A 22,062-nucleotide genomic window follows, 5' to 3' on the forward strand; every position below is an offset into this window, starting at 1 on the left:
GATTCCCGGCCAGGCGTACCCGTTTCTGCGTGCCGGCACGCAAGGCGCATCGGCGCTAGAATGTGCGCCTCTTTGCCTTTTCCGCCGTCGCCGCCCCACGCGGCAGTCCTCCTGCAGTCTCCCCGTCATGAAGCCCGTCCTGATTGTCCTGAACCCGATGTCGCCCCAACACCTCGCCAGCATTGGCGAGCGATTCACCGTGCACTACGCGCCAGACGCCGCCAAGCGCGCCGACGCCGTGGCCACGCACGGCGGCACGACGCGGGCGGTGCTCACGATCGGCTCGATCGGCCTGACAGCGGCCGAGATCGACGCCATGCCGCAGCTGGAGCTTATCTGCGCGCTCGGCGCCGGCTTCGAGAACATCGCGCGCGAACATGCGCGTGCGCGCGGCATCGCAGTGGCCAACGGGGCCGGCACCAATGACAGCTGCGTGGCCGACCACGCCATGGCGCTGCTGCTGGCCACGGTGCGCGGGGTGCCGCAACTGGACACCGACACACGCGCCGGCCACTGGCGCGACGCGCTGCCGCTGCGCCCGAACTTCTCGGGCAAGCGCATGGGCATCGTCGGACTGGGCACCATCGGCCGGCGCATCGCGCGGCGTGGCGAAGGGTTCGACCTGGAGATCGGCTATCACAACCGCATGGCGCGTCCCGACGCGCCGTACCGCTATTTCGACAGCGTGACGGCGCTGGCGCTGTGGGCCGACTACCTTGTCATCGCAACGCCCGGCGGCGCCGGCACGCGTCACCTGGTGAACGCCGGCGTGCTGGCCGCGCTGGGTGCGTCGGGCTTTCTCGTCAATATCGCGCGGGGCAGCGTGGTCGACACTGCCGCGCTCGCGCAGGCGCTGCATGCCGGTACGGTCGGCGGTGCCGGCCTGGATGTCTATGAAAGCGAACCGGCCCCGCCCACGGTGCTGCTGGACTGCCCGAACGTGGTGTTGACCCCGCACATGGCCGGCTGGTCGCCTGAAGCGATCCAGGCCTCGGTGGACCAGTTCCTCGAAAATGCCCGCCGCCACTTTGCCGGCGAGCCGCTGCTGACGCCGGTCTGAAGCGCCTGCCGGCTCAGGCGGCGGGGAAGGTCACGCGCACGCGCAGTCCCGGCGCCGCATCCTCCAGCGCCACTCGGGCGCCATGCGACTGCGCGATCTCGGCGACGATGGCCAGGCCCAGCCCGCTGCCGCCGGTCGGCGCTTCGGGCAAGCGGTAGAAGCGATCGAATACGCGCACGCGCTCGGCCGCCGGAATGCCCGGCCCGTTGTCGCTGACCACCAGCTCCACCTCGTGGCTGCCGGTTGGGTGCCGGACCTGCACGTCGACGCGGCTACCGCGCGGGATGTACGCCAGTGCGTTGTCGATCAGGTTCGTCAGCAGGATGCGCAGGGCATCGGCGTCGCCGCGTATACGGATGGGGCCGCTGTCGGCGTCCATCCCCAGGTCAATTTCGCGGTCGAGCGCGGCCTGCGCCATGTCGGCCACCACCCCGGCGGCCACGCCGGGCAAGTCCAGCGGCTCGTGCGGCAGCGTCACCGCGCCGGGTTCCTGGCGCGCCAGCGTCAGCAACTGCGCCACCAGGTGGGTCAGGCGCTCCAGGCCCTGGCGCAGCTTGCCGAGCGCTTCGCGCCGGGCCTGCGGATCTTCGGCGCGCTCCACCAGTTGCGCCTGCAGCTGCAACGCCGCCAGCGGCGTACGCAGCGCGTGCGCGGCATCGGCCACGAACGCGCGCTGGGTGTCCAGCGCATGCGACAGGCGCGCCAGGAGCTGGTCGAGTGCGGCGCTGAGCGGCGCGATCTCATCAGGCATCGGACGCACGGCCAGCGGCGCGAGCGAGCTGGCGTCGCGGGCCCGCACTTCGGTGGCGATCTCGCGCAACGGCCGCAGGCCGCGGCCTACCGCCATCCATACCAGCCAGGCCAGCAACGGCAGCAGGAGCAACAGCGGCGCCACGGTACGCAGCGCCATGCGCGCGGCCAGCGTGCGCCGCGCGCTCATGGGCTGCGCGATCTGCACCACGGCCGGACCCAGCTGCATGCTGTAGAGCCGCCATTCGCCTTCGCCGGTCGTGACATTGGAGAAGCCCAGTTCCGCCCGCGCCGGCAGGGCCGGATGCGCGTGCGAGAGGTACAGGCTGCGGCCCGAGCCGTCCCAGATATGGATGACCACATCTTCGTCCGCGTGCAGCAGGTCGACACCGGCCCCGCCCTCGACCAGGAACGGCGGCGCCACCGGGTCGGCGAACTGGCTCGGCAGCGCGGCCGCGACCTGCTTCATCTGGTAGTCGAACAGGGCATTGGCTTCCTGGCGGGCCTGCCCGTAGATCAGCACGGTCGCCATGGCGATGCCGACGAGCAGGCCGGCGGCCAGCCACCACAGCAGGGTTCGCTGGATCGAACGCATCAGTGTCCTGCTTCCTCTTCGAGCCGCGGCACGACATAGCCCACGCCGCGGATATTGCGGATCAGCGCGGCGCCGAACTTCTTGCGCAGCGCGTGGATATAGACCTCCACCGTGTTGCTGCCCACTTCGTCATCCCAGCCGTACAAGCGCTCCTGCAACTGCGCCACCGACCAGACCTTGCCCGGGCGCGCCAACAGCGCCGACAGCAGCGAGAATTCGCGCGCGGACAGCCGTACCGGCTCGCCGTTCAGTGTCACTTCCCGTGTCGCCGGATTGAGCGAAATGGTGCCGTAGCTGAGGACCGGCTCGGCCCGTCCTTCGGCGCGGCGCGCCAGCGCGTGCATGCGCGCGGCCAGTTCCTGCAGGTCGAACGGCTTGACGAGGTAATCGTCCGCGCCCGCATTGAGCCCGGCCACGCGGTCCGCCACCGCGTCGCGCGCGGTCAGGATCAGCACCGGCGTAGACACGCCGCGCGCGCGCAGGGCACGCAGCACGTCCAGGCCCGAACGGCGCGGCAGCCCCAGGTCGAGCAGGACCAGGTCATAGCAGGCAGCGTCTCCCGGCCCGCCCGCGGGGGTGGCGGCAGCGAGGCCGGCCTCTCCATCCTGCACCCAGTCCACGGCAAACCCTTCCTGGCGCAGCGCGAGCTTCACGCTGTCGCCGATCATGGCATCGTCTTCCACCAGCAATACGCGCATGTCTTATCCGGTCTGTGGCCGGCCGGCATGAAGCGCATCGGCCAGCGCGCGCGCCAACCCTGGCAGCGCGGGATAGCTGGCGGTGACCACGTACACCGGCAGCTTGTCGAGATAGCCCTGCAAGCGGCCCTTGGCAACGAAACGCGTGCTGAACGCGGACGCCTGCAGCGCTGGCACGAAGCGCGGCAGGATGCCGCCGCCGAGGTACACGCCGCCGAGCGCGCCCAGCACCAGCGCCACATCCGCCGCGACCGAGCCGAGCAGGCCGAAGAATACCGCCATGGTGCGCTCGCAGAGCGGATCGTGGCGCTCGAACGCCCCCGCCGTGACCTGCTCCGGCGTCAGCGGCGCAGCCACGGGCGTACCCGTTTCTGCGGACAGCGCGGCATGGATATGCGACAGGCCCATGCCCGACAAAAGCCGCTCCGCCGACACGCGCCCGAAGGTACGTTGTGCGGCGTGCCAGGCAATCCATTCGTCGTCGGTCACCGGCATCAGTTCGATATGGCCACCCTCTCCGGCCAGTGCCACCGCGACTCCGGCTGCGGACGGCACCAGTCCCGATACGCCAAGCCCGGTGCCGGGCCCCACCAACGCGCGGGGCGCGGTGGCCACGCCCTGGCCAGGCCGCACTTGCACAAGATCGTTCGCGCCGAGGTAAGGCAAGGCCAGCGCCAGCGACGTGAAGTCATTGAGGGCCACCAGCCGCTCCAAGCCCACCGCCTGCCGCGTGGCCTCGATCGAAAAAGCCCAGTCGTGGTTGGTCAGGCGCACCTGGTCGCCCGTGACCGGGTTGGCCAGGCCGATGGCCGCGTAGCGCGGCAGCGCAGCCCCCGCTGCACGCAGCCCGTCGAGGTAGTGGCGCATGGCCGCCTCCAGCGACGCATGGTCGGCCACCTTCAGCGCGGTCACCGTGCCGATCTGCATCGGCGCGGTTTCGAGCGCGAAGCGCACGTTGGTGCCACCCACGTCGCCAAGCAGGCGCGGATAGGTGTCGTCGGCGGGCACGGCGGGAGCAGTCATGGCATCGATCACGCGCGGAAGATATCGAAGCCGCGCCGCTGGTTGGCCAGCACGATGCTGACCGGCAAGGCCGGCGTGGGACCCTGCCTGGCGCGGTCCAGCACTTTGGCCTTCTGCGCGCCGGCGACCGCCAGGAACGACCGCTCGGCGGCCAGCAGCGCGGCCAGGTTCAGCGTTACGCGGACATGGGGCGCGCTCGACGGATGGGTGAGCAGGTAGCCGGGCGTGGGGTCGCTCAGCGCGGCTTGCAGCTCCGGTGCGTCGGGAAAGAGCGACGCGGTATGACCGTCCTCGCCCATGCCCAGGACGATCACGTCGGGCTGGCGGTACGCCTGGTTCAGGCGCGCCACCGCGCGCTCGGGGTCGGCAACCTCCGCGGCGTCGGCGATCAGCGGCACGAAGGCGGCGCTTGCCGCTGCCTCGCGCAGCAAGTGCGCGCGGACGAGCCCGCTGTTGCTGTCGGGATGGTCCGGCGGCACCACGCGCTCGTCGACCAGCGTGACGGTCACCGCCTCCCAGCGCACGGGCCGGTAGCGCAGGCGCTCGAACATCGGCACCGGCGAGCGTCCGCCCGATACCGCGAGCACGGCCCAGCCGTTGGCGCGGATCGCCAGGTCCAGCGCATGGCCGATGGAGATCGCCAGCGCTTCGGCCTGGTCCATCAACGTTGCGTGTTCGAAATCGCGCATGGTCGTGTCTCCGCCTCAGGCTTCCTCATGCCACAGCGCGTCGTCGCGCGACATCAGCGCCGACGAGGCGGCCGGGCCCCACGTGCCGGCGGTATACGGCTTGGGCGGCACGTTGCTCTCTTCCCAGGTGTCGAGGATCGGCTCGACCCAGCGCCACGCCTGCACCTGCTCGTCACGCCGCACGAACAGGCCCAGCCGGCCGCGGATCACGTCGAGCAGCAGGCGTTCATAGGCGCCGGCGCGGCGCACCTTGAACGAGTTGGCAAAATCGAGATCGAGCGAGGTCGGCGTCAGCTCCAGCGTGTCGCCGGGCTGCTTGACCAGGAAGTACAGCCGGATGCTCTCTTCCGGCTGCAGCTGGATCACCAGCCGGTTCTGCGGCGACAGCGTCAGCGGGCGCGGAAAGATGGCATGCGGCACATCGCGGAAATGGACCACGATCTCGGCCACGCGCGACTGCATGCGCTTGCCGGTGCGCAGGTAGAACGGCACCCCTTCCCAGCGCCAGTTGGCGATCTCGGCCTTGATCGCGACGAAGGTCTCGGTACGGCTGTCGGCGGCGATGCCCTTCTCGTCGAGGTAGCCTGCCACCGGCTTGCCGCCGATGGCCCCGGCCCGGTACTGGCCGCGCACGGTCTTCTCCGCAACCTGCTGCGGCGTGATCGGCTTGAGCGCCTTGAGGATCTTGATCTTCTCGTCGCGGATGGCGTCTTCCGACAGGCTCGCCGGCGGCTCCATGGCCACCATGCACAGCAGCTGCAGCAGGTGGTTCTGCACCATGTCGCGCAGCGCGCCGGTCCGGTCGTAGAAATCGCCACGCGTCTCGACGCCAAGCTCCTCGGCGATGGTGATCTGCACGTCCTGGACCCATTCGCGGCGCCACAGCGGCTCGAACAGCGCATTGCCGAAACGGATCGCCATCAGGTTCTGCACCGACTCCTTGCCGAGGTAGTGGTCGATGCGATAGATCTGGTCCTCGGCGAAGAACTTCGCCACGGCGGCGTTGATCGCCTCCGACGATTCGAGGTCATGTCCCAGCGGCTTTTCCAGCACGATGCGCACATTGGGCGTGTTCAGCCCGGTGCGCGCGAGCTGTTCGCAGATCGGCACGAACAGGTGCGGCGCCGTGGCCAGGTAGCACACCACCACTTCAGGATGGCGCGCCAGCACCTTCTCCGCGAGCGCGTCGAAGTGCGCCGGCACGCGTGCATCGGCCTGCACGTAGCAGATGCGCGCCAGGAATGCGGCCCATGAGTCAGGCGGTGCACGGGCCAGGCCCGGGCGCACGCCCTGCTCTAGCGAATCCAGGTAATCCTGCTGGCTGATCGGCTGGCTGCCCGTAGCCAGGATGCGCGCCTGCGGATGCAGCAGCCCGGCATGATGGGCTTCGAAAAGGGATGGCAACAGCTTGCGCCGGGCCAGGTCGCCGGTGCCGCCGAACAGCACCATGTCGAAATCAGGCATGCTCACCGTGGACTCCTTGAAGGATGGCGGTCAGAACACTGCGAGCGCTGCACTGCCCGATGCGGCCTCATGGATTGAGTGTCTGCCCGCGGCGCATAAGTTCCGGGCAGTTTACGTGAGTCGCCGCCGCTTGGCGAGGCGCGCAGGCCACAAGCGTACCCGTTTCTGCGTGCCCGGAGTCCGCCCCGCACGGCGTGCAGCGTGCCGCGAAGTGCGCTAGGCTGGAAGCAATCCCGCAGGAGAAACCTATGCCACGTCACCCAGTGCTCGAACGGGTCACGGCCCGCATCATCGCGCGCAGCGGCCCTTCCCGGCAGGCCTACCTTGACCGTACCCACGCCATGGCGGGACAGAAGGTCGAGCGCGCCCAGCTTTCCTGTACCAACCTCGCGCACGCCATGGCGGCCATGCCGGACCAGGCCAAGATCCGGCTCAAGGCCGACGAAAGGCCGAACCTCGCCATCGTCTCGGCCTATAACGACATGCTCTCGGCGCACCAGCCGCTCGCGGCCTTTCCGCAATGGCTCAAGGAAGCCGCGCTCGAGGCCGGTGGCACCGCGCAGTTCGCCGGCGGCACACCGGCCATGTGCGACGGCGTGACCCAGGGCCAGGACGGCATGGACCTGTCGCTGTTCTCGCGCGATGTGATCGCGCTGGCAACGGCGGTGGCGCTGTCGCACCAGATGTTCGACGGCGCGCTGTACCTGGGCGTGTGCGACAAGATCGTGCCGGGGCTGGTGATGGGCGCCCTGTCGTTTGGTCACCTGCCTGCCGTGTTCGTGCCCGGCGGCCCGATGACCACCGGCATGAGTAACGATGAGAAGGCACATGTGCGCCAGCTCTACGCCGAAGGCAAGATCGGCCGCAAGGAGCTGCTCGAAGCCGAGACACGTTCCTACCACGGCCCCGGCACCTGCACCTTCTACGGCACGGCGAACTCCAACCAGATGCTGATGGAGATGATGGGGCTGCATCTGCCGGGCACCGCCTTCGTCAACCCGAACACGCCGCTGCGCGAGGCGCTCACGCGCGAATCGGCCCGGCAGGCGCTGCGCCTGGTGCACGGCGGCGAACGGTATACGCCCGTTGCCGACGTGCTCGACGAGCGCGCCTTCGTCAACGGCGTGGTCGGCCTGCTGGCCACTGGCGGCTCGACCAACCATACGCTGCACCTGATCGCCATGGCGCGCGTGGCCGGCATCGTGCTGACGTGGGACGACTTCGACGAACTGTCGGCGGCGGTGCCGCTGCTCGCGCGCGTCTACCCGAACGGCAAGGCCGACGTGAACCAGTTCCAGGCGGCGGGCGGGCTGTCGGTCGTGATCCGCGGGCTGCTCGAACTGGGCCTGCTGCATGACGACGTGACGACGGTGGTCGGCCGCGGGCTGGAGGCCTACACGCGCGAACCGGTGCTGCGCGACGGCAAGCTGGAATGGACCGACGGGCCGGCCGCCACGCTCGATGACACCATCGTGCGCGGCGCCGCGCAGCCATTCCTGCCGGACGGCGGCATCAAGCTGCTCGACGGCAAGCTTGGGCGCGCGGTCATCAAGACCTCGGCGGTGAAGCCGGAGCACCAGGTGGTGGAAGCGCCCGCGATCGTGTTCGCGCACCAGGACGACGTGATCGCCGCGTTCAAGCGTGGCGAACTGGAGCGCGATTTCGTTGCGGTACTCCCATGGCAGGGACCCGCGTCATGTGGCATGCCCGAGCTGCACAAGCTCACGCCGACACTGACGGTGCTGCAGGACCGCGGCTTCCATGTCGCGCTGGTGACCGACGGACGCATGTCCGGCGCCTCGGGCAAGGTGCCCGCGGCCATCCACGTCTGTCCAGAAGCGCTCAACGGCGGCGGCATCGCGCGCGTGCGCACCGGCGACATGGTGCGCGTCGACGCGCCCGCCGGCGTACTGACCGTGCTGGTGCCCGACGCCGAGTGGAACGCGCGCCAGCCCGACCGGCCCGACCTCAGTGCCAACCGTCACGGCGTGGGCCGCGACCTGTTCGCGGCGTTCCGCCGCCACGTCAGCGAGGCCGAAGCCGGGGCCTGCACGCTGTTCGCGGATGAGGACGCGCGCATCTAGAACCCATTTCAGAATGAGGAAGGGGCGCGAAGGCTGTTGCCGGGCCGCAGGGCTAGGCGTGGCCGACGCCGCGTGGTCATTCCACGCAAGGAGGCCACAACGACGCCATGCGGCCCGGCAACAGCCTTCCCTTCGGGTTCCATCCAGGCGTGGCGCACGCGTCGTTGCGGGCCTTGACCTTGGAATGACCAAGGCCGGCGGCCCACGCCTAGCCTGCGCCACGCCTGGATGGAACGCGTCCCCTTCCTCATTCTGAAATGGGTTCTTAGCCCGTGCGCCGCAATGGGTTCGCGCGGGGATCCGGCGTCGCAGCGGGCGGCGTAGTCACCGGCGTTGCGCCCGGATCCGGCATGCGCACCTCCTGGATCGGCACGGCGATCTTGCATCCGGCATCCTCGAGCACATGCTTGATGCGCTCATAGAATGCGTATCGCACCGCCCAGTAGTGTTCGTTGGAAGTCCAGCAGCGCAGGTTCAGCGTGATGCCCTGCTGCGTGTAGTTGACCACCATGGCCTCTGCCTTCGGCTCGGGCAGCAGGCGCGGCTCTTCGGACAGCAGCGTGCGCAGCGCGTCGAGCCCCTTGTGCATGTCGCTGCCGAACGCCACGGTGGTCTCGATGTCCATGCGGCGCGTGGGATTCTCGCTGTAGTTCGTGATGGCGCTGCCCCACAGCTTGCCGTTCGGCACGCGCAGGCAGACCCCGTCCGCCGTGGTCAGCTCGGTCATGAACAGGCCGGTCTCGCGCACCGTGCCGGCGACGCCCTGGGCGTCGATGTACTGCCCCACGCGGAACGGCCGCAGCAGCACGAGCATGATGCCGGCGGCAATATTCTGCAGCGTACCCTGCAGCGCCAGGCCGATCGCCAGGCCGGCGGCGCCGAGCATCGCGATGATGCTCGCGGTCTGGACGCCAAACTGCGACAGCACCAGCACGATGGTCAGCACGCGAATCGTCCACTGTAGCGCATTGGCAAGCAGCGGACGCATGGTCTCGTCCACATGGGTACGGCCGAGCGCGCGCTGGATCGCCGCGGCAGCACGCCCCGACAGCCACCAGCCCGCGCTGAGGATCAGCAGGGCGGCGATGCAGTTCATCCCCTGGTGCACGGCCAGCTGCACGAGGTAGTTCCAGGCGGTCTCGATCCTGTTGGCGTCGATGTTCCAGTTCATCAAAAGCGGCTCCTGGTTGTGGGGCGTACCCGTTTCTGCGTGCGTAGGCCGGCATGGGCGCATCGGTGCGAACACCGCGGCGAAGTTAGGAACTGGCCTCTTGATCGCACCTCAATGTCAGATATTCACTGACAAACGGCGCAATTACATAAGCTTTCACTACCCTTAGGAGGACAGATGTAAAGGGATTTGGTTTCCGCCCCCGCCACCAGCGGCGGGCATGATCAACGCGTGCGGGCGGCGCGCCATGCGCCGGGCGTGATGCCGAACGCAGTACGGAAGCGATTGTTGAAATGACTCGCCGAGGCGAAGCCGGCGCGCGCTGCCACCTCGTTCAAGGGCAGGCGTGTGTCGTCCAGCAGCCGCATGGCGCGCTGAAGCCGCGCGCGCAGGATCCACGCATGCGGCGGCATGCCGAAGCTCACACGGAACATACGTGCGAAGTGGTATTCCGACAGCCCTGCCAACGCGGCCAGCTCGCCGAGCGTCGGGTTCTGTTCCGGATGGGCCTCGATCCAGTCGCGCACCGTGCGGCGCGATATGGCCGACAGGCCGCCGCGCCAGTCGGCGCCCGGCCGGTGCGAAGCATGGCTGAGCAGCAGGTGGGTGACGGCGTCGTGGGCGAGCGCGTTGCCGGTCATGCGCGTGTCGGGCGCCTGCCAGTCGAGCGCGGCCAGACGCTGGCCGAGCGCGAACAGGTATGGATCCTGGGCGAAGGTCAGGTCGCGCAGTTTCAGGCCGCGCGGCTCGCGGTCCAGCAGCCTGATGCAGTGCCAGGCTACGTATTCGGGGTCGAAGTAGAGGTGCAGAAAGCGCTGCGTGCCGCCCACGTGCCAGCGCGATTCATGATCGGCGGGCAACAGGCACAGACGGCCCGGAGCGCCAAGATTGCCAGGCTGGTCGAGCCGGTACGTGGAGTGGCCGCCTTCCAGGTATACCGATAGCGTGTGATGCCCCGGCTGCGCATACGCAGTGTTGTCGTGCCGGTTGCGCCACAGTGCCAGGCCCAGTCCGTCACCGAGCGCGGTGGCGCGCTCCAGGGACGCACGCGAGTCCGTCAGCGCATTGAACACCGCATGGTGTCGCAGCGGATCGGTCGCGCTGTAGAGGCTGGTGTCAGGGGCGGCCATGGGCGTCAGGAAAGTGTCCGGTGACTATACGCGATCCCCGGAAGCGCCGCCGCCAAGCCCTGCGTTCGTACGCAGAAACGGGTACGCTCGCGCCCCGGCACTCAGGCCGGGTGATCGTGCAGGCGGTCGCGCCGGGCCAGTGCCGGGAACAGGCGCATCCACAGCGCCACCACCAGCAGGGTGCCCACGCCGCCGAGAATCACCGCACCGATCGGGCCCATCAATGCGGCCGTCACGCCGGATTCGAACTCGCCAAGCTGGTTGGAAGCGCCGATGAAGACCGAGTTGACGGCGCCGACGCGCCCGCGCATGTCATCGGGCGTATCGAGCTGGACCAGCGTCGAGCGCACCACCACGCTGATCATGTCGGACGCGCCGAGCACGACCAGCGCGGCCATCGACAAAGGCAGCCAGTGCGACACGCCGAACACCAGCGTGGCCGCGCCGAACACCGCCACGGCGCCGAACATCACCTTGCCCGCGCGGCGGTTGAGCGGATGCCGGGCCAGCCATAACGCCGTCACCAGCGCGCCGACGGCAGGCGACGAACGCAGCAGCCCCAAACCCCACGGGCCGGTATGCAGGATGTCGCGCGCATAGATCGGCAGCAGCGCCGTCGCGCCGCCGAGCAGCACCGCGAACAGGTCCAGCGAGATCGCGCCAAGCAGCACCGGCCGGCTGCGGATGTAGGCAAACCCCGCAAACAGCGTCTTCACGCTCACCGGCGCGGTTAGCCGCTGCACGGGCTGGCGCAGGGTCAGGCCGGTGACCAGCACGGCGGCTACCGCGAACAGCGTGGCGCTCAGTGCGTACACGACCCCCGGGCCCGCGACATAGGCAAAGCCGCCGATGGCCGGGCCGATGATGATGGCGGCCTGGCCCGCCGAACTGGCCAGCGCCACGGCGCGCGGCAACTGGCGCGGCGTCACCACGCTCGGCAACAGCGCCTGCAGCGTCGGCGTCTCGAACGCGCGCGTGGCACCGATCAGCGCGACGAACAGGAAGATGTGTTCGGGGTTGATCCGCCCCGAGAGGCTCGCCACGGCCATAGCCACGGCGATCAGCGCTTCAAGCGCCTGGCAGGTCCGCACGATGCGCCGGCGGTCGAAACGGTCCGCCACATGGCCCGACATCAGGATCAGCACCACCGAGGGCAGGAACTGCACCAGGCCCACCAGCCCAAGCATGAACGCGTCGCGCGTCAGGTCGTACATCTGCCACCCGACCGCCACGGTGAAGATCTGGTAGCCAATGGTGGTGCACAGGCGCGCGAACCAGAAACGGCGGAACGAGGGGTTGCCAAAGACGCTGTCGGGCGCTTCGGCAATAGTGGCGGCAGGGGAAGACATGGGCGGGAGATCGCCGGCGGCAGGCCGGTCACGGCAACGACACAAGGTGCCGCTTCAGGCGGTCGCGCACGGCCCGCCACGGCAAAACCGTCATTCTACGGCCGGCCACGCGACTGCGTGCATGCAACTGCCGACATTCGCACACGAAATTCTGAACGCTGTTCGGCGGCAGTTCCGGCAAAGCAAAACGGCCCGCATGGCTGCGGGCCGTTTTGCTTTCGAATGGGCAGGCGTCAGACGATCTCGCGCGTTTCCATGAACTGCACGTTCGGGAACTTCTCCTGCGTGAGCCGCAGGTTGACCATGCTCGGCGCCAGGTAGACGTGATCGCCGGCGCCATCGAGCGCCACGTTGTGGCCGGCCTTGGCGATCAGCTTCTCGATCTCGGCCGGCTCGCCCCGGAGCCAGCGCGCGGTCGCGCATTCATGCGATTCGAAAATGGCATCGACGCCGTACTCATGCTCGAGCCGGTGCGCCACCACGTCGAACTGCAGGATGCCGACCGCGCCCAGCACCAGGTCGTTGGACGCGAGCGGGCGGAACATCTGCGTGGCGCCCTCTTCCGCGAGCTGCTGCAACCCCTTCTGCAGCTGCTTGACCTTGAGCGGGTTGTTCAGCCGCGCGCGGCGGAAGAATTCCGGCGCGAACGACGGGATGCCCGTGAACTTGAGGGGCTCGCCCTCGGTGAAGACATCGCCCAGGCGGATGGTGCCGTGGTTCGGCACGCCGATGATGTCGCCCGCGTAGGCCTCTTCCGTGGTGTTGCGGTCCTGCGCCATGAACGTGATGGCGTTGTTGATCGCCACGGTCTTGCCCTGCGACACGTGCAGCAGCTTCATGCCCCGCTCGAAGCGGCCCGAGCAGACGCGCACGAAGGCAATGCGGTCGCGATGGCGCGGGTCCATATTGGCCTGGATCTTGAACACGAAACCGGTGAACTTGGCTTCTTGCGGCCCGACCACGCGCGTTTCGGTGTTGCGTGCGAGCGGCGGCGGCGACAGCTGGCACAGCGCGTTCAGCAGCGACTGCACGCCAAAGTTGTTGATCGCCGAACCGAAATAGACCGGCGTCTGCTTGCCCGCCAGGAACGCGTCCTTGTCGAAGGTGTGGGAAGCGCCGCGCACCAGTTCGATCTCCAGGCGCAGCTCGTCGGCCTGGCTGCCGAGGATGCGGTCCAGCTCGGGGTTGTCGAGCCCGTCGAGGATGGCCGCGGTGCCCTTGTCGCCGTGCGGGTCGAACAGTTGCACCTTGTCGTCGATCAGGTGGTACACGCCGCGGAAGGCCTTGCCCATGCCGATCGGCCAGGTCATCGGCGCGCACTGGATCTGCAGCACCTCCTCGATCTCGTCGAGCAGTTCGATCGGCGAGCGGCCTTCGCGGTCGAGCTTGTTGATGAAGGTGAGGATGGGCGTGTCGCGCAGGCGGCAGACGTTGAGCAGCTTGATGGTCTGCGCTTCCACGCCGTTGACCGAGTCGATCACCATCACGGCCGAGTCGACCGCGGTCAGCGTGCGGTAGGTGTCTTCGGAGAAGTCCTCGTGGCCCGGCGTGTCGAGCAGGTTGACGATGTTCTCTTCGGCCTTGCCCTCGGCAGCCTCGCGGCGGTAAGGGAACTGCATCACCGACGAGGTCACCGAAATGCCGCGCTGCTTCTCCAGCTCCATCCAGTCCGAAGTGGCATGGCGGTCGGCCTTGCGCGCGCGCACTTCGCCGGCCACCTGGATCGCGCCGCCGAACCACAGCAGCTTCTCGGTCAGCGTGGTCTTGCCCGCGTCAGGGTGGGAAATGATGGCAAAGGTGCGTCGACGCGCAATTTCGGATACGAGCGAGCTCACGGCAGCGGATAGGAATCGGGAGGATTGCAGGGCCCGGCATGCGGGGGCCGGCCGGGCAACGGCAAGGACCGCACGCGGGCGGTCGGGCCGGCACTGCGGGCACGCACGAAAGGGAATGGGGCGCTATTTTACCGGTTCGCCGCCCGGCCCGGGAAACGCATCCGCCTGCTGGCCACGCAGGCTGCCGAACTGCAGTGCGTACTGGCGAGTGAGTTCCGCACCGAAGAAAAAGATCTGTGCCGAGTAGTACACCCAGAGCATCAGCGCCACAACCGAACCCGCCGCACCGTAGGACGACGCCACGGCGCTGTTGCCCAGGTAGATGCCGATCAGGCGCTTGCCGACCGAAAACAGCAGGGCGGTGATGATCGCGCCCATGGTGACGTCACGCCAGGCAATGCGGGCATTGGGCAGCATCTTGAAGATCACGGCGAACAGCGCCGTCACCACGGCGAACGAAAAACCTGTGGAAAGCGCGTCCGCGACCGGCGAGAACCAGGATTGCGTCCACAACTGTCCCCAGAAACGATCCACCACGGCCAGCGCGGCGTTGACGATCAGCGATACGAGCAGCATCAACGCCAGCACCAGCACCAGGCTGAACGAGAGCAGGCGCGAGCGCAGCAACTGCTGCCAGCCCGCGGTGGGCGGCACGGGCACGTGCCAGATGTCATCCAGGCTGCTTTTGAGCTCGGCAAAGGCGCTGGTCGCGCCGACAAAGAGGATGCCGGTCGCGATCATGGCCGCCACGCCGCTGCCGCCGGCACGATGCGTGGCTGCCAGGATGCCCTGGATCGCGCTGGCGCCCTGCTCGCCGACCAGGCCCTGGATCTGCTCGAAAATCTCACCGCGCGCCGCCTCGGCGCCGAAGAACAGGCCCGCGATCGAGATCACCAGCACCAGGATCGGAGCCAGCGAAAACAGCATGTAGAAGGACAGCGCGGCGCCCTTGCTGGCCGCGCGGTGGACGAACCAGGATTGCACGGCAGCCGTGACCACGCGGACCGTACGCTGGCCGGTGTGGCGGTCAGGCAGGTAGCGCCGCATGCCCGAGGACGTACGGGATGCATGACCGCCGGGGTCGCGATTCTGGTCATCTGGCAGGTTATGTTCTTCGGCAGCCATGCTCGGGAAACCTTCGCAGCACTACGGACAGAACGCCGCGTCCGCGGCACCGCTCTGTGCCTGGCGCAGCGGACGCGGCCCCTGCGTTCATGATACTGCGCATCGGCGCGCCTTACCGAGCCGGGGCGCCGTCCGCGGAGGGGCCGGGCCGACCTGCTACAGTAAGACAAGGCACGCCTGCCAGCGCCTGTAACGGGCGCCTGCGCCGCAAGGGCTGCGAAAGGAGGCAATGTGATCCACATCCCACCGGGGCGGTCCCTGGCCGCCATCCTGCTGCTTGGACTGAGCCTGGGGGCAGGCGGGTGCGAGCGCAGCCAGCCCGGCCCCAAGCCGATTTCCGGCACCGCAGCGAGCGGCGCCAGCCAATCTCCGGCACCAGCGCAATCCCCGGCACCGGCACGCTGAGCAGGCTTGACCGGGTGGCAAGGCGGGCCGCAAAGCGTACCCGTTTCTGCGTGCCTCGGGTGGCGGCAGGGGTGTAACGCGGGCACTGCCCTGTATCAGCCCTGCAACCGTGCCGGAATCGCCGCGCGTGGACCCTGCGGCCAGTCGATGCCGCACAGGGCGCGGCATTGCGGCATGTGAGTCATACGCACGCTGGCAGCCGCGATGCATGATGTGGGACGCAGGCGTTGCAGCAGCGTAACCAATTCGTCGCCGGCCGCGACGCGGTCCTGTCGGGAGCCCCGCTCACTTGCCTGAAAGCCGCATAGAACAAGCGTTTGCGGCCATTGGCACACTTGTCGCTCTCTGTCCGAAAGGGAGTCGTAAGAAGCCGTAGCGCAATTGCTCACAGATGCAGGAGGGGCCCAGCCATGCGTCATCCGCCAGCACGCATGACGGCACGCCGGCGCTCACACCGGTTGGCGGGACCGCCACCGTCCGTCATGGACCTGTTGTCGTCGCCGCTGCTGCCATATCCGCGATTGCCCGTGCAGCCCGCATCGCCCTGCGCGCTGTGGAGCCGGGCGCTTGCGGTGGCGGCATATCGACGCCGGACGGGACACTAGACCAGGCCACGGCGCGCAGCCCGAGCAGCGCCCAAGCCAGCAGGAACTTGTGCTCCGTCCCCCGGCGGGCACTTTTTTCCACCAAGGGAGGAGCCACCCATGAAAGCCGGATATCTTGCCGCCGCCCTGGCTCTGTTCTCGACCAGCGCCGCCGCGGCCAGCTATGCCTATTTCGACCGGCCCGATAACGCCAGCGCCGACTCGCATGCCGCCGTCAGCAATGACATCTACGTGCGCGGCTTCGGCTGGGCGTGGGGCGAACTGCAGTTCAAGCAGGACCCGGGCGCCGCGACGCCGAGTGAGCGGCAGGCACACGATGGCCTGGACCGCCGCGACACGGCGCCCGGCCGCCACAACAACGGCGGCAGCAATGCACAGCCGCGCAATACGCGCGGCAAGATCAGCATGAACCTGGCGGCCACGTCGGTTGCGGGGCCGCAAGACACGACCGGACCGGGCCATCCGCCACGCGCGCCGGTCACCACTGTTGTGCGCTGACGTGCCGCAGGGCACGGGGAAGGGGGAACCGGCGAGCGGACGTCGCCAGTTCCCCTTTCCCTGGAGCGCCTGAGGCGCGCGACCGTTGCCGAGCGACCGTTAGTGCGACGGGTTCCGGGCTACTCGCCCGCGGGCGGCTGGGTTTCCACGCGGATGTTGTGCTTGTGCATGAGCCGGTATAGCGTCACGCGCGACACGTTCAGCTCGCGCGCGGCCGGCACGACGTGGAAGCCGTGGCTGGCCATGACGCTGCGGATCGCCTCGCGCTCGGCTTCTTCGCGAATGGCATCGAGCGTCTTGCGCGGCAACTCCGTTCCGCCGAGCAGCTGCAGGTCCTCCGCCGTGATCTTGCGGTTGTCGGTCATGACGATGGCACGCCGCACCCGGTTGATCAGCTCGCGCACATTGCCCGGCCACGCGTACTGCATCATCGCCTGCGTAGCGCATGGGGAGAATCCGCGGATGCGCCGGTGCGCCTCGTGCCCATGGTCGGCCAGCACGGCATTGGCCAGCAGCAGGATGTCCTCGCCGCGCTCGCGCAGCGCCGGGATGGTCAGCGTCAGCACGCACAGGCGGTGGAACAGATCCGAGCGGAAGCGGCCATCGCCCTGCGCCGCCACCAGGTCCACGTGCGTGGCCGAGATGATGCGCAGGTCCAGCGGAATGGACTGGTGTCCGCCCAGCCGGGTAATGGTGCCCTGCTGCAGAAAGCGCAACAGCGCGACCTGGCTTTCGAGCGGGAGGTCACCGATCTCATCGAGGAACAACGTGCCGCCCTGTGCCTGCTCGATCCAGCCGATCTTGCGCTGGTTCGCGCCGGTGAAGGCGCCCTTCTCGTAGCCGAACAGTTCCGACTGCACCAGGTGCGACGGGATGGCGCCGCAGTTGATCGCGACGAACGGCCCCTTGCGCCGGCTCGAGGCCTCGTGAATAGCCTGGGCCGCGAGTTCCTTGCCTGTGCCCGACTCGCCCGAAATGAATACCGGCGCTTCGTTATGCGCGACTTTTGCCAGCGAACGGAACATGGCGCGCATCGGCGCGCATTCCCCGATCATGGTGCCGTGCGGCGCCATCTCTGTGGTGCGCCCGTGATGCAGGCAGGCCATGCCGTGCGCATGCTTGAGTGTGTACAGCAGTTCGTCGTGCGAAAACGGCGTACGCACGTAGTCGACACAGTAATCCCGGATCAGGCGGCGAATGCGCTGGTCGGCCAGCCGCGCGTCGCTGGTGATCGCCACCCACGACACGTGCAGGTGTTGCAGGCCCTGCTCCAGCTGCACGAGTTCGGCATCGCTGTATTCGTCCTGCAGGTCGATCACGCCCGCCATGGGGGCGCTCCCGCGCACGATGCGCTCCAGGTCGCGCACCTGATGGATGCGGCGCACGTCCCAGCCCGGGCCGAACTGGGCAGCGGTAAAACCAAAATCCTCATGACGCGACACGACCACGACCTGCGCAGCGCGTGCCGGCGCCTTGCACAGTCGGTCCATAACGATCTCCCGGACGTTGGGCTTATTGTTCATCCCGGTTTCCCGGCGTATCGGCTCCGGCCCTCCCGGCCGGTGCGCTCGCCGCGGACTCGACGTCGGTATCACGAACTGGACTGACTGCGCGCTTGCTCGTCCATGACAGCGAGAGCATCGCTGCCCAGGTGCAGCTGCTCCTGGAGACGGCGTCGGACAGCATCGCGCTCGCGCATCAGCTCGACGCGCGGCGCCTCGGGTGCCTGCCCGGAATACTGGTAGTAGAGGACCTTGTAGGTCTGCTGGCTCAGGATCCATTCCTGCAGCAGCTCGCGCTGGCGGACAAGCTCCGCCTCAAGCAGCCGGTGGCGCCGCAGCAGGTTCTCTACGGCCAGGCGCGCACTCGAGGACAACTCGCCTTCCTCAAGCAATAAGGTCACATCGGACACGGCCGCGCCGTCATGACGGTGCTTGCGGCTCGATGATTCACCTGCGGCTTCTCCCAGTACAGCCCAGGTGCGATGCATGGAACGACTGGCGGACTCGCTGATGGGCCCGATGGCGGGTCGCCGGATTTCTCCTGCGGTCATGATCTGATCCCCGTTGTACAACACCCCCGGCACTACACGTTCGCGTTTACCACTCTTCTGTGTTGAAATTGTTTTTCGCTTGGCGCACATGTGTCCGCGCGCTCTGCTTTGTCTTCGTGGTGGCGATGCCGTATTGCATTACGGTCTGATCGGATGCGTCCCACAACGGGCAGACTTGCCGAAGTTGTATCACGGCGCTCGTCGGCGCCTTCCCCGAATGAACCGGAGTCGAGAAGGGGCGCGTCACGCGCGCCCCCTCTTTGCCACGCCTATAGTTCAGTGCATTTGCATCGGTTTGTCCAGCCCCGAGTGGGGGATGTCCGACCAAACTCATGCCGGACTCATCCTTTGGGATGATGCGCACGAGAAGCGCCCCAGCGTCCTCATCCTGGGCGGCCCGGTGGTTCTGTGGCAATGTAATCGGGCCGCAACTACCCGCAGAAACGGGTACGCTAATTGCCCTCGCGTACGCAGAATTGGGTACGCGACAGAGCCGCAGCAAGCATTCCGGACAGGTAGCGTCTGCGGCCCTGCCGGTATCAGTGCCCAGGCAGATAGTAGAACTTGAAGATAAACACGGCGGCGATGATCCACACCATCATCGGCACTTGACGGGCGCGGCCGGTCAGCAGCTTGAGCACCGCATAGGTGATGAAGCCAAATGCCACGCCGTTGGCCACCGAATACGTAAACGGCATGCCGAGCGCTGTCAGCACGGCAGGCACCACTTCGGTCACGTCGTTCCAGTCAATATCGAGCAGTTCGCGCAGCATCAGGCAAGACACATAGAGCAAAGCCGGCGCGGTGGCATAGCCGGGCACCGTACCGGCCAGCGGCGCGATGAACAGGCAGGCCAGGAACAGGAACGCGACGGTCACCGCGGTAAGGCCGGTGCGTCCGCCGGCCTGCACGCCCGACGCGCTTTCGATATAGGCCGTGGTCGACGACGTGCCCAGGAACGAGCCCGCCATGATGGCGGTGCTATCGGCCATTAGCGCCTTGTTGAGGCGGTCCATGCGTCCGGCCTTGAGCAATCCCGCACGATTGGCAACGCCCATCAGCGTGCCGGTGGCATCGAACAGCTCTACCAGGAAGAAGACCAGCACCACATTCACGATGCCGATCGACAACGCCGCGGACACATCAAGCTTGAACAGGGTCGGGCTGATCGACGGCGGTGCGGAAAACACGCCGTGGAACGTATTGCCCGCGAAAAGGAAGCTCAGCACCGTGGTCAGCAGGATGCCGATCAGGATGGCGCCCTTCACCTTCAGCTGATCCAGCGAAACAATGACGAAGAAGCCGACAATCGCGAGTACGGCCGACGGCTGATGCAGGTCGCCGATGGTCACAAGCGTGGCCGGGCTGGCGGTGACGATGCCCGCGTTCTTGAGCGCGACGATAGCCAGGAACAGACCAATGCCCGCCGTGATGGCCACGCGAATCGAATGCGGAATGCCATTGACGATCATTTCACGCACGCGGAACAGCGTCACCAGCAGGAACAGGCAGCCGGAGATGAGCACGGCGCCAAGCGCGGCTTGCCAGGCGAAGCCCATGCCCTTTACCACGGTATACGCGAAGTACGCATTCAGGCCCATGCCCGGCGCCATGGCGATCGGGTAGTTGGCGTAGAAGCCCATGATCAGCGTGCCGATCGCAGCAGCCACGCAGGTGGCCACGAAGACCGCATCCTTGGGCATGCCGGCATCCCCCAGGATCGAAGGGTTCACGAAGATGATGTACGCCATCGTGAGAAACGTGGTCATTCCCGCGAGGACTTCCGTGCGGACGTCCGTCTGGTGCTCGGACAAGCTGAAAAGCCGCTCCAGCAGGGAGGGCGCGGACTGGCTGATGGCGGGGCCACCCGCCTTGGAGGCGGGTTCCGGTATCGACATGGGAGGTCTCCTGACAGTCTATCGTTACGGCGTCGACGTGCTGCTTGTGCAAGGGGGCACCGGGGCCGGAGTTGCCGTGGCCGTGACTCCGGCCAGCGCGGCCCGTAGTTTGCGGCAAGCCTACTCTGGTGCAGATTGGACGCACATGTGTCTGCGCCGACGCATGAACGACATGCAAAAGGCGTGATGATCCCACAGCGGCAGAATGTGAGGCCAGCCCCGGCTACGGGCCATCCCGAGCTTGACGGTGGCATCGAACCCCCGTATAAATCGGTCTAGATTCAAGCGACGAGGCAACAGTTCATTCGTTAGCCACCGTCTGGTACTTCGGTTGTCCATGGTGTCCTTTCCTTGAGTTCCGTCTAGAGTGGCGCATGCGCCATTCGCTTCTTTTATTTTTTCTGGAAAGCAAATCATGCAAACCGGTATCGTCAAATGGTTCAACGACGCCAAGGGCTTCGGCTTCATCAAGCCGGACGCAGGCGGTGACGACCTCTTCGCCCACTTCTCGGAAATCCGCTCGGAGGGTTTCAAGTCGCTGCAGGAAAACCAGCGTGTGTCGTTCGAAGTCAAGAACGGCCCGAAGGGTCTGCAAGCTGCGAACATCACCCCGCTGTAAGCAGGCACGCGGCGCGTCCAGCGCGCCACGATAAGAAACCCGCCCCTGTGGCGGGTTTTTTTGTGCCCGGAGACGGCCTAGACCCGCCGCCGGCGCCTTTTTCTCCTCTTTCCCGCCAGGCCCCGGACCGGACAGAACTCCCATCTGTCCTAGCGAAATCCTCCGACTGACGGATTCCGCAGAAACGGGTACGCCCTTTCCCATCTCAAAGCTGCCTTAGACGAGGTACTGCAGCGCACAACGCAGAAATGGGTACGCTCCGCGGATCTTTCGTCCGCAGAAACAGGTACGCATTGCCCTTAGCCGATTGCAGGCCCCAATGCCCGGCGCGCAGAAACGGGTACGCATGGGACGAAGATCGCTCCGGACTGGAATCTCCCAGCGTCGCGTAGACGCCTCAGACTCATGCGCCAACGCGCCTCCTTCTGCCCGCAGAAATGGGTACGCGCTTTGCTGCGGCGCGGAATTTCCACATCGAAAGCCCCTTCATTGAGCGCTTCGCAGAATTGGGTACGCCTAATCCGGGGTGTTTTCGTGCCCGTGTGCGCAGAAATGGGTACGCCACGCAGTCGAAGTGGAAAGGATCACTGCCTATCCCAGAACCTGCAACGGCAAGTCGCGCGCAGAAACGGGTACGCACTCGCTATCGAGACAAGATTACGTATACGTCTAAATGTGAGCGCTAGCTTTTACTACATATGGCATTTATAATGGACATTGCGCGAAGGATACTGAAGCAAGGGCGTAGTACCCAACGCAGAAACGGGTACGCAGAGGCGGAACGGAACCGCGCCTGTCTACGCAGAAATGGGTACGCAGACGTCGAACAGGCTGCGGGCCAGGCAATCGCAGAAACGGGTACGCCGCAGAATCAGGTACGCTGAGGCGCCCGACAGCCCCAAAAGAGGCCGAACGCAGAATCAGGTACGCTTTGCCCGCGGACGACGCAGAAATGGGTACGGTTGGGGCGAGAAAGCCGACAGGGATACCCGGGGGGCGAACCCGTTTCTG

The 22,062-nt window shown here is 67.1% G+C and carries 17 protein-coding genes; 4 read left to right on the forward strand and 13 right to left on the reverse strand.

Annotated elements, in window-relative coordinates:
- Window positions 1-127: 127 nt before the first annotated feature.
- Window positions 128-1,060, forward strand: coding sequence for a 2-hydroxyacid dehydrogenase (locus tag CupriaWKF_RS20550; RefSeq protein WP_276102607.1), 933 nt, complete (start codon window positions 128-130; stop codon window positions 1,058-1,060).
- A 13-nt stretch (window positions 1,061-1,073) separates the two neighbouring features.
- Here the strand turns inward: CupriaWKF_RS20550 and CupriaWKF_RS20555 are convergent, their stop codons facing one another.
- Genes CupriaWKF_RS20555 through zwf form a run of 5 tightly spaced genes read right to left on the reverse strand, consistent with a single transcriptional unit; the run spans window position 1,074 to window position 6,279 of the window.
- On the reverse strand, window positions 1,074-2,405 hold the full coding sequence (locus tag CupriaWKF_RS20555) for an ATP-binding protein (protein WP_276102608.1): 1,332 nt from the start codon (window positions 2,403-2,405) through the stop codon (window positions 1,074-1,076).
- A complete protein-coding gene (locus tag CupriaWKF_RS20560) occupies window positions 2,405-3,103 on the reverse strand; it encodes a response regulator transcription factor (RefSeq protein ID WP_276102609.1) in 699 nt (232 codons plus the stop codon). The genes CupriaWKF_RS20555 and CupriaWKF_RS20560 overlap by 1 nt, the downstream gene beginning before the upstream one ends.
- Before the next feature lie 3 nt (window positions 3,104-3,106).
- Entirely contained in the window at window positions 3,107-4,126 is a 1,020-nt protein-coding gene (locus tag CupriaWKF_RS20565) for a glucokinase (RefSeq protein WP_276102610.1), read from the reverse strand.
- An 8-nt stretch (window positions 4,127-4,134) separates the two neighbouring features.
- Complete coding sequence (pgl, locus tag CupriaWKF_RS20570; protein ID WP_276102611.1) at window positions 4,135-4,815, reverse strand: 6-phosphogluconolactonase; 681 nt, start codon at window positions 4,813-4,815, stop codon at window positions 4,135-4,137.
- Window positions 4,816-4,830: 15 nt separating this feature from the next.
- The gene (gene zwf / locus CupriaWKF_RS20575; protein WP_276103338.1) at window positions 4,831-6,279 is read right to left on the reverse strand and encodes a glucose-6-phosphate dehydrogenase; all 1,449 of its coding nucleotides are present in this window, start codon (window positions 6,277-6,279) and stop codon (window positions 4,831-4,833) included.
- Between the two features lie 248 nt (window positions 6,280-6,527).
- Between zwf and edd the strand changes: the two genes are divergently transcribed.
- A complete protein-coding gene (gene edd, locus CupriaWKF_RS20580) occupies window positions 6,528-8,363 on the forward strand; it encodes a phosphogluconate dehydratase (protein WP_276102612.1) in 1,836 nt (611 codons plus the stop codon).
- 265 nt (window positions 8,364-8,628) lie between these two features.
- Here edd and CupriaWKF_RS20585 read toward each other — a convergent pair whose 3' ends face one another.
- The 5 genes from CupriaWKF_RS20585 to CupriaWKF_RS20605 all read right to left on the reverse strand — a co-directional run bounded on the left by CupriaWKF_RS20585 (window position 8,629) and on the right by CupriaWKF_RS20605 (window position 14,895).
- Window positions 8,629-9,534 (reverse strand): mechanosensitive ion channel family protein, encoded by a 906-nt coding sequence (locus tag CupriaWKF_RS20585; protein WP_276102613.1) that lies wholly within the window; start codon window positions 9,532-9,534, stop codon window positions 8,629-8,631.
- 224 nt (window positions 9,535-9,758) lie between these two features.
- Entirely contained in the window at window positions 9,759-10,664 is a 906-nt protein-coding gene (locus tag CupriaWKF_RS20590; RefSeq protein ID WP_276102614.1) for an AraC family transcriptional regulator, read from the reverse strand.
- 101 nt (window positions 10,665-10,765) lie between these two features.
- The gene (locus CupriaWKF_RS20595; protein WP_276102615.1) at window positions 10,766-12,013 is read right to left on the reverse strand and encodes an MFS transporter; all 1,248 of its coding nucleotides are present in this window, start codon (window positions 12,011-12,013) and stop codon (window positions 10,766-10,768) included.
- Window positions 12,014-12,246: 233 nt separating this feature from the next.
- Window positions 12,247-13,848 carry a peptide chain release factor 3 gene (locus CupriaWKF_RS20600; protein ID WP_276102616.1) on the reverse strand — a complete coding sequence of 534 codons (1,602 nt, stop codon included), beginning with the start codon at window positions 13,846-13,848 and terminating at the stop codon, window positions 12,247-12,249.
- 123 nt (window positions 13,849-13,971) lie between these two features.
- A complete protein-coding gene (locus CupriaWKF_RS20605; protein ID WP_276103339.1) occupies window positions 13,972-14,895 on the reverse strand; it encodes a YihY/virulence factor BrkB family protein in 924 nt (307 codons plus the stop codon).
- A gap of 1,187 nt (window positions 14,896-16,082) precedes the next feature.
- Here CupriaWKF_RS20605 and CupriaWKF_RS20610 point away from each other — a divergent pair.
- A complete protein-coding gene (locus CupriaWKF_RS20610) occupies window positions 16,083-16,481 on the forward strand; it encodes a hypothetical protein (protein WP_276102617.1) in 399 nt (132 codons plus the stop codon).
- Between the two features lie 119 nt (window positions 16,482-16,600).
- On the opposite strand, the gene CupriaWKF_RS20615 is transcribed toward CupriaWKF_RS20610, so the two are convergent.
- The 3 genes from CupriaWKF_RS20615 to CupriaWKF_RS20625 form a co-directional block, all read right to left on the reverse strand.
- On the reverse strand, window positions 16,601-17,971 hold the full coding sequence (locus CupriaWKF_RS20615; protein ID WP_276103340.1) for a sigma-54 dependent transcriptional regulator: 1,371 nt from the start codon (window positions 17,969-17,971) through the stop codon (window positions 16,601-16,603).
- A gap of 101 nt (window positions 17,972-18,072) precedes the next feature.
- Entirely contained in the window at window positions 18,073-18,534 is a 462-nt protein-coding gene (locus CupriaWKF_RS20620; protein ID WP_276102618.1) for a hypothetical protein, read from the reverse strand.
- A 539-nt stretch (window positions 18,535-19,073) separates the two neighbouring features.
- Window positions 19,074-20,432: an NCS2 family permease gene (locus CupriaWKF_RS20625; RefSeq protein WP_276102619.1), complete on the reverse strand. Its 1,359-nt coding sequence runs from the start codon at window positions 20,430-20,432 to the stop codon at window positions 19,074-19,076.
- 415 nt (window positions 20,433-20,847) lie between these two features.
- Here CupriaWKF_RS20625 and CupriaWKF_RS20630 point away from each other — a divergent pair, with 415 nt between their 5' ends.
- The gene (locus tag CupriaWKF_RS20630; RefSeq protein WP_035875195.1) at window positions 20,848-21,051 is read left to right on the forward strand and encodes a cold-shock protein; all 204 of its coding nucleotides are present in this window, start codon (window positions 20,848-20,850) and stop codon (window positions 21,049-21,051) included.
- Window positions 21,052-22,062 lie beyond the last annotated feature (1,011 nt).

This window comes from Cupriavidus sp. WKF15 (genome assembly GCF_029278605.1).
Classification (GTDB): Bacteria; Pseudomonadota; Gammaproteobacteria; order Burkholderiales; family Burkholderiaceae; genus Cupriavidus.

Coding starts and splice junctions, on each gene's coding strand:
- CupriaWKF_RS20550 (WP_276102607.1), top strand. CDS start 128: ATGAAGCCCGTCCTGATTGTCCTGAACCCGATGTCGCCCCAACACCTC.
- CupriaWKF_RS20555 (WP_276102608.1), bottom strand. CDS start 2,405: ATGCGTTCGATCCAGCGAACCCTGCTGTGGTGGCTGGCCGCCGGCCTG.
- CupriaWKF_RS20560 (WP_276102609.1), bottom strand. CDS start 3,103: ATGCGCGTATTGCTGGTGGAAGACGATGCCATGATCGGCGACAGCGTG.
- CupriaWKF_RS20565 (WP_276102610.1), bottom strand. CDS start 4,126: ATGACTGCTCCCGCCGTGCCCGCCGACGACACCTATCCGCGCCTGCTT.
- pgl (WP_276102611.1), bottom strand. CDS start 4,815: ATGCGCGATTTCGAACACGCAACGTTGATGGACCAGGCCGAAGCGCTG.
- zwf (WP_276103338.1), bottom strand. CDS start 6,279: ATGCCTGATTTCGACATGGTGCTGTTCGGCGGCACCGGCGACCTGGCC.
- edd (WP_276102612.1), top strand. CDS start 6,528: ATGCCACGTCACCCAGTGCTCGAACGGGTCACGGCCCGCATCATCGCG.
- CupriaWKF_RS20585 (WP_276102613.1), bottom strand. CDS start 9,534: ATGAACTGGAACATCGACGCCAACAGGATCGAGACCGCCTGGAACTAC.
- CupriaWKF_RS20590 (WP_276102614.1), bottom strand. CDS start 10,664: ATGGCCGCCCCTGACACCAGCCTCTACAGCGCGACCGATCCGCTGCGA.
- CupriaWKF_RS20595 (WP_276102615.1), bottom strand. CDS start 12,013: ATGTCTTCCCCTGCCGCCACTATTGCCGAAGCGCCCGACAGCGTCTTT.
- CupriaWKF_RS20605 (WP_276103339.1), bottom strand. CDS start 14,895: ATGCGGCGCTACCTGCCTGACCGCCACACCGGCCAGCGTACGGTCCGC.
- CupriaWKF_RS20610 (WP_276102617.1), top strand. CDS start 16,083: ATGAAAGCCGGATATCTTGCCGCCGCCCTGGCTCTGTTCTCGACCAGC.
- CupriaWKF_RS20615 (WP_276103340.1), bottom strand. CDS start 17,971: ATGGACCGACTGTGCAAGGCGCCGGCACGCGCTGCGCAGGTCGTGGTC.
- CupriaWKF_RS20620 (WP_276102618.1), bottom strand. CDS start 18,534: ATGACCGCAGGAGAAATCCGGCGACCCGCCATCGGGCCCATCAGCGAG.
- CupriaWKF_RS20625 (WP_276102619.1), bottom strand. CDS start 20,432: ATGTCGATACCGGAACCCGCCTCCAAGGCGGGTGGCCCCGCCATCAGC.
- CupriaWKF_RS20630 (WP_035875195.1), top strand. CDS start 20,848: ATGCAAACCGGTATCGTCAAATGGTTCAACGACGCCAAGGGCTTCGGC.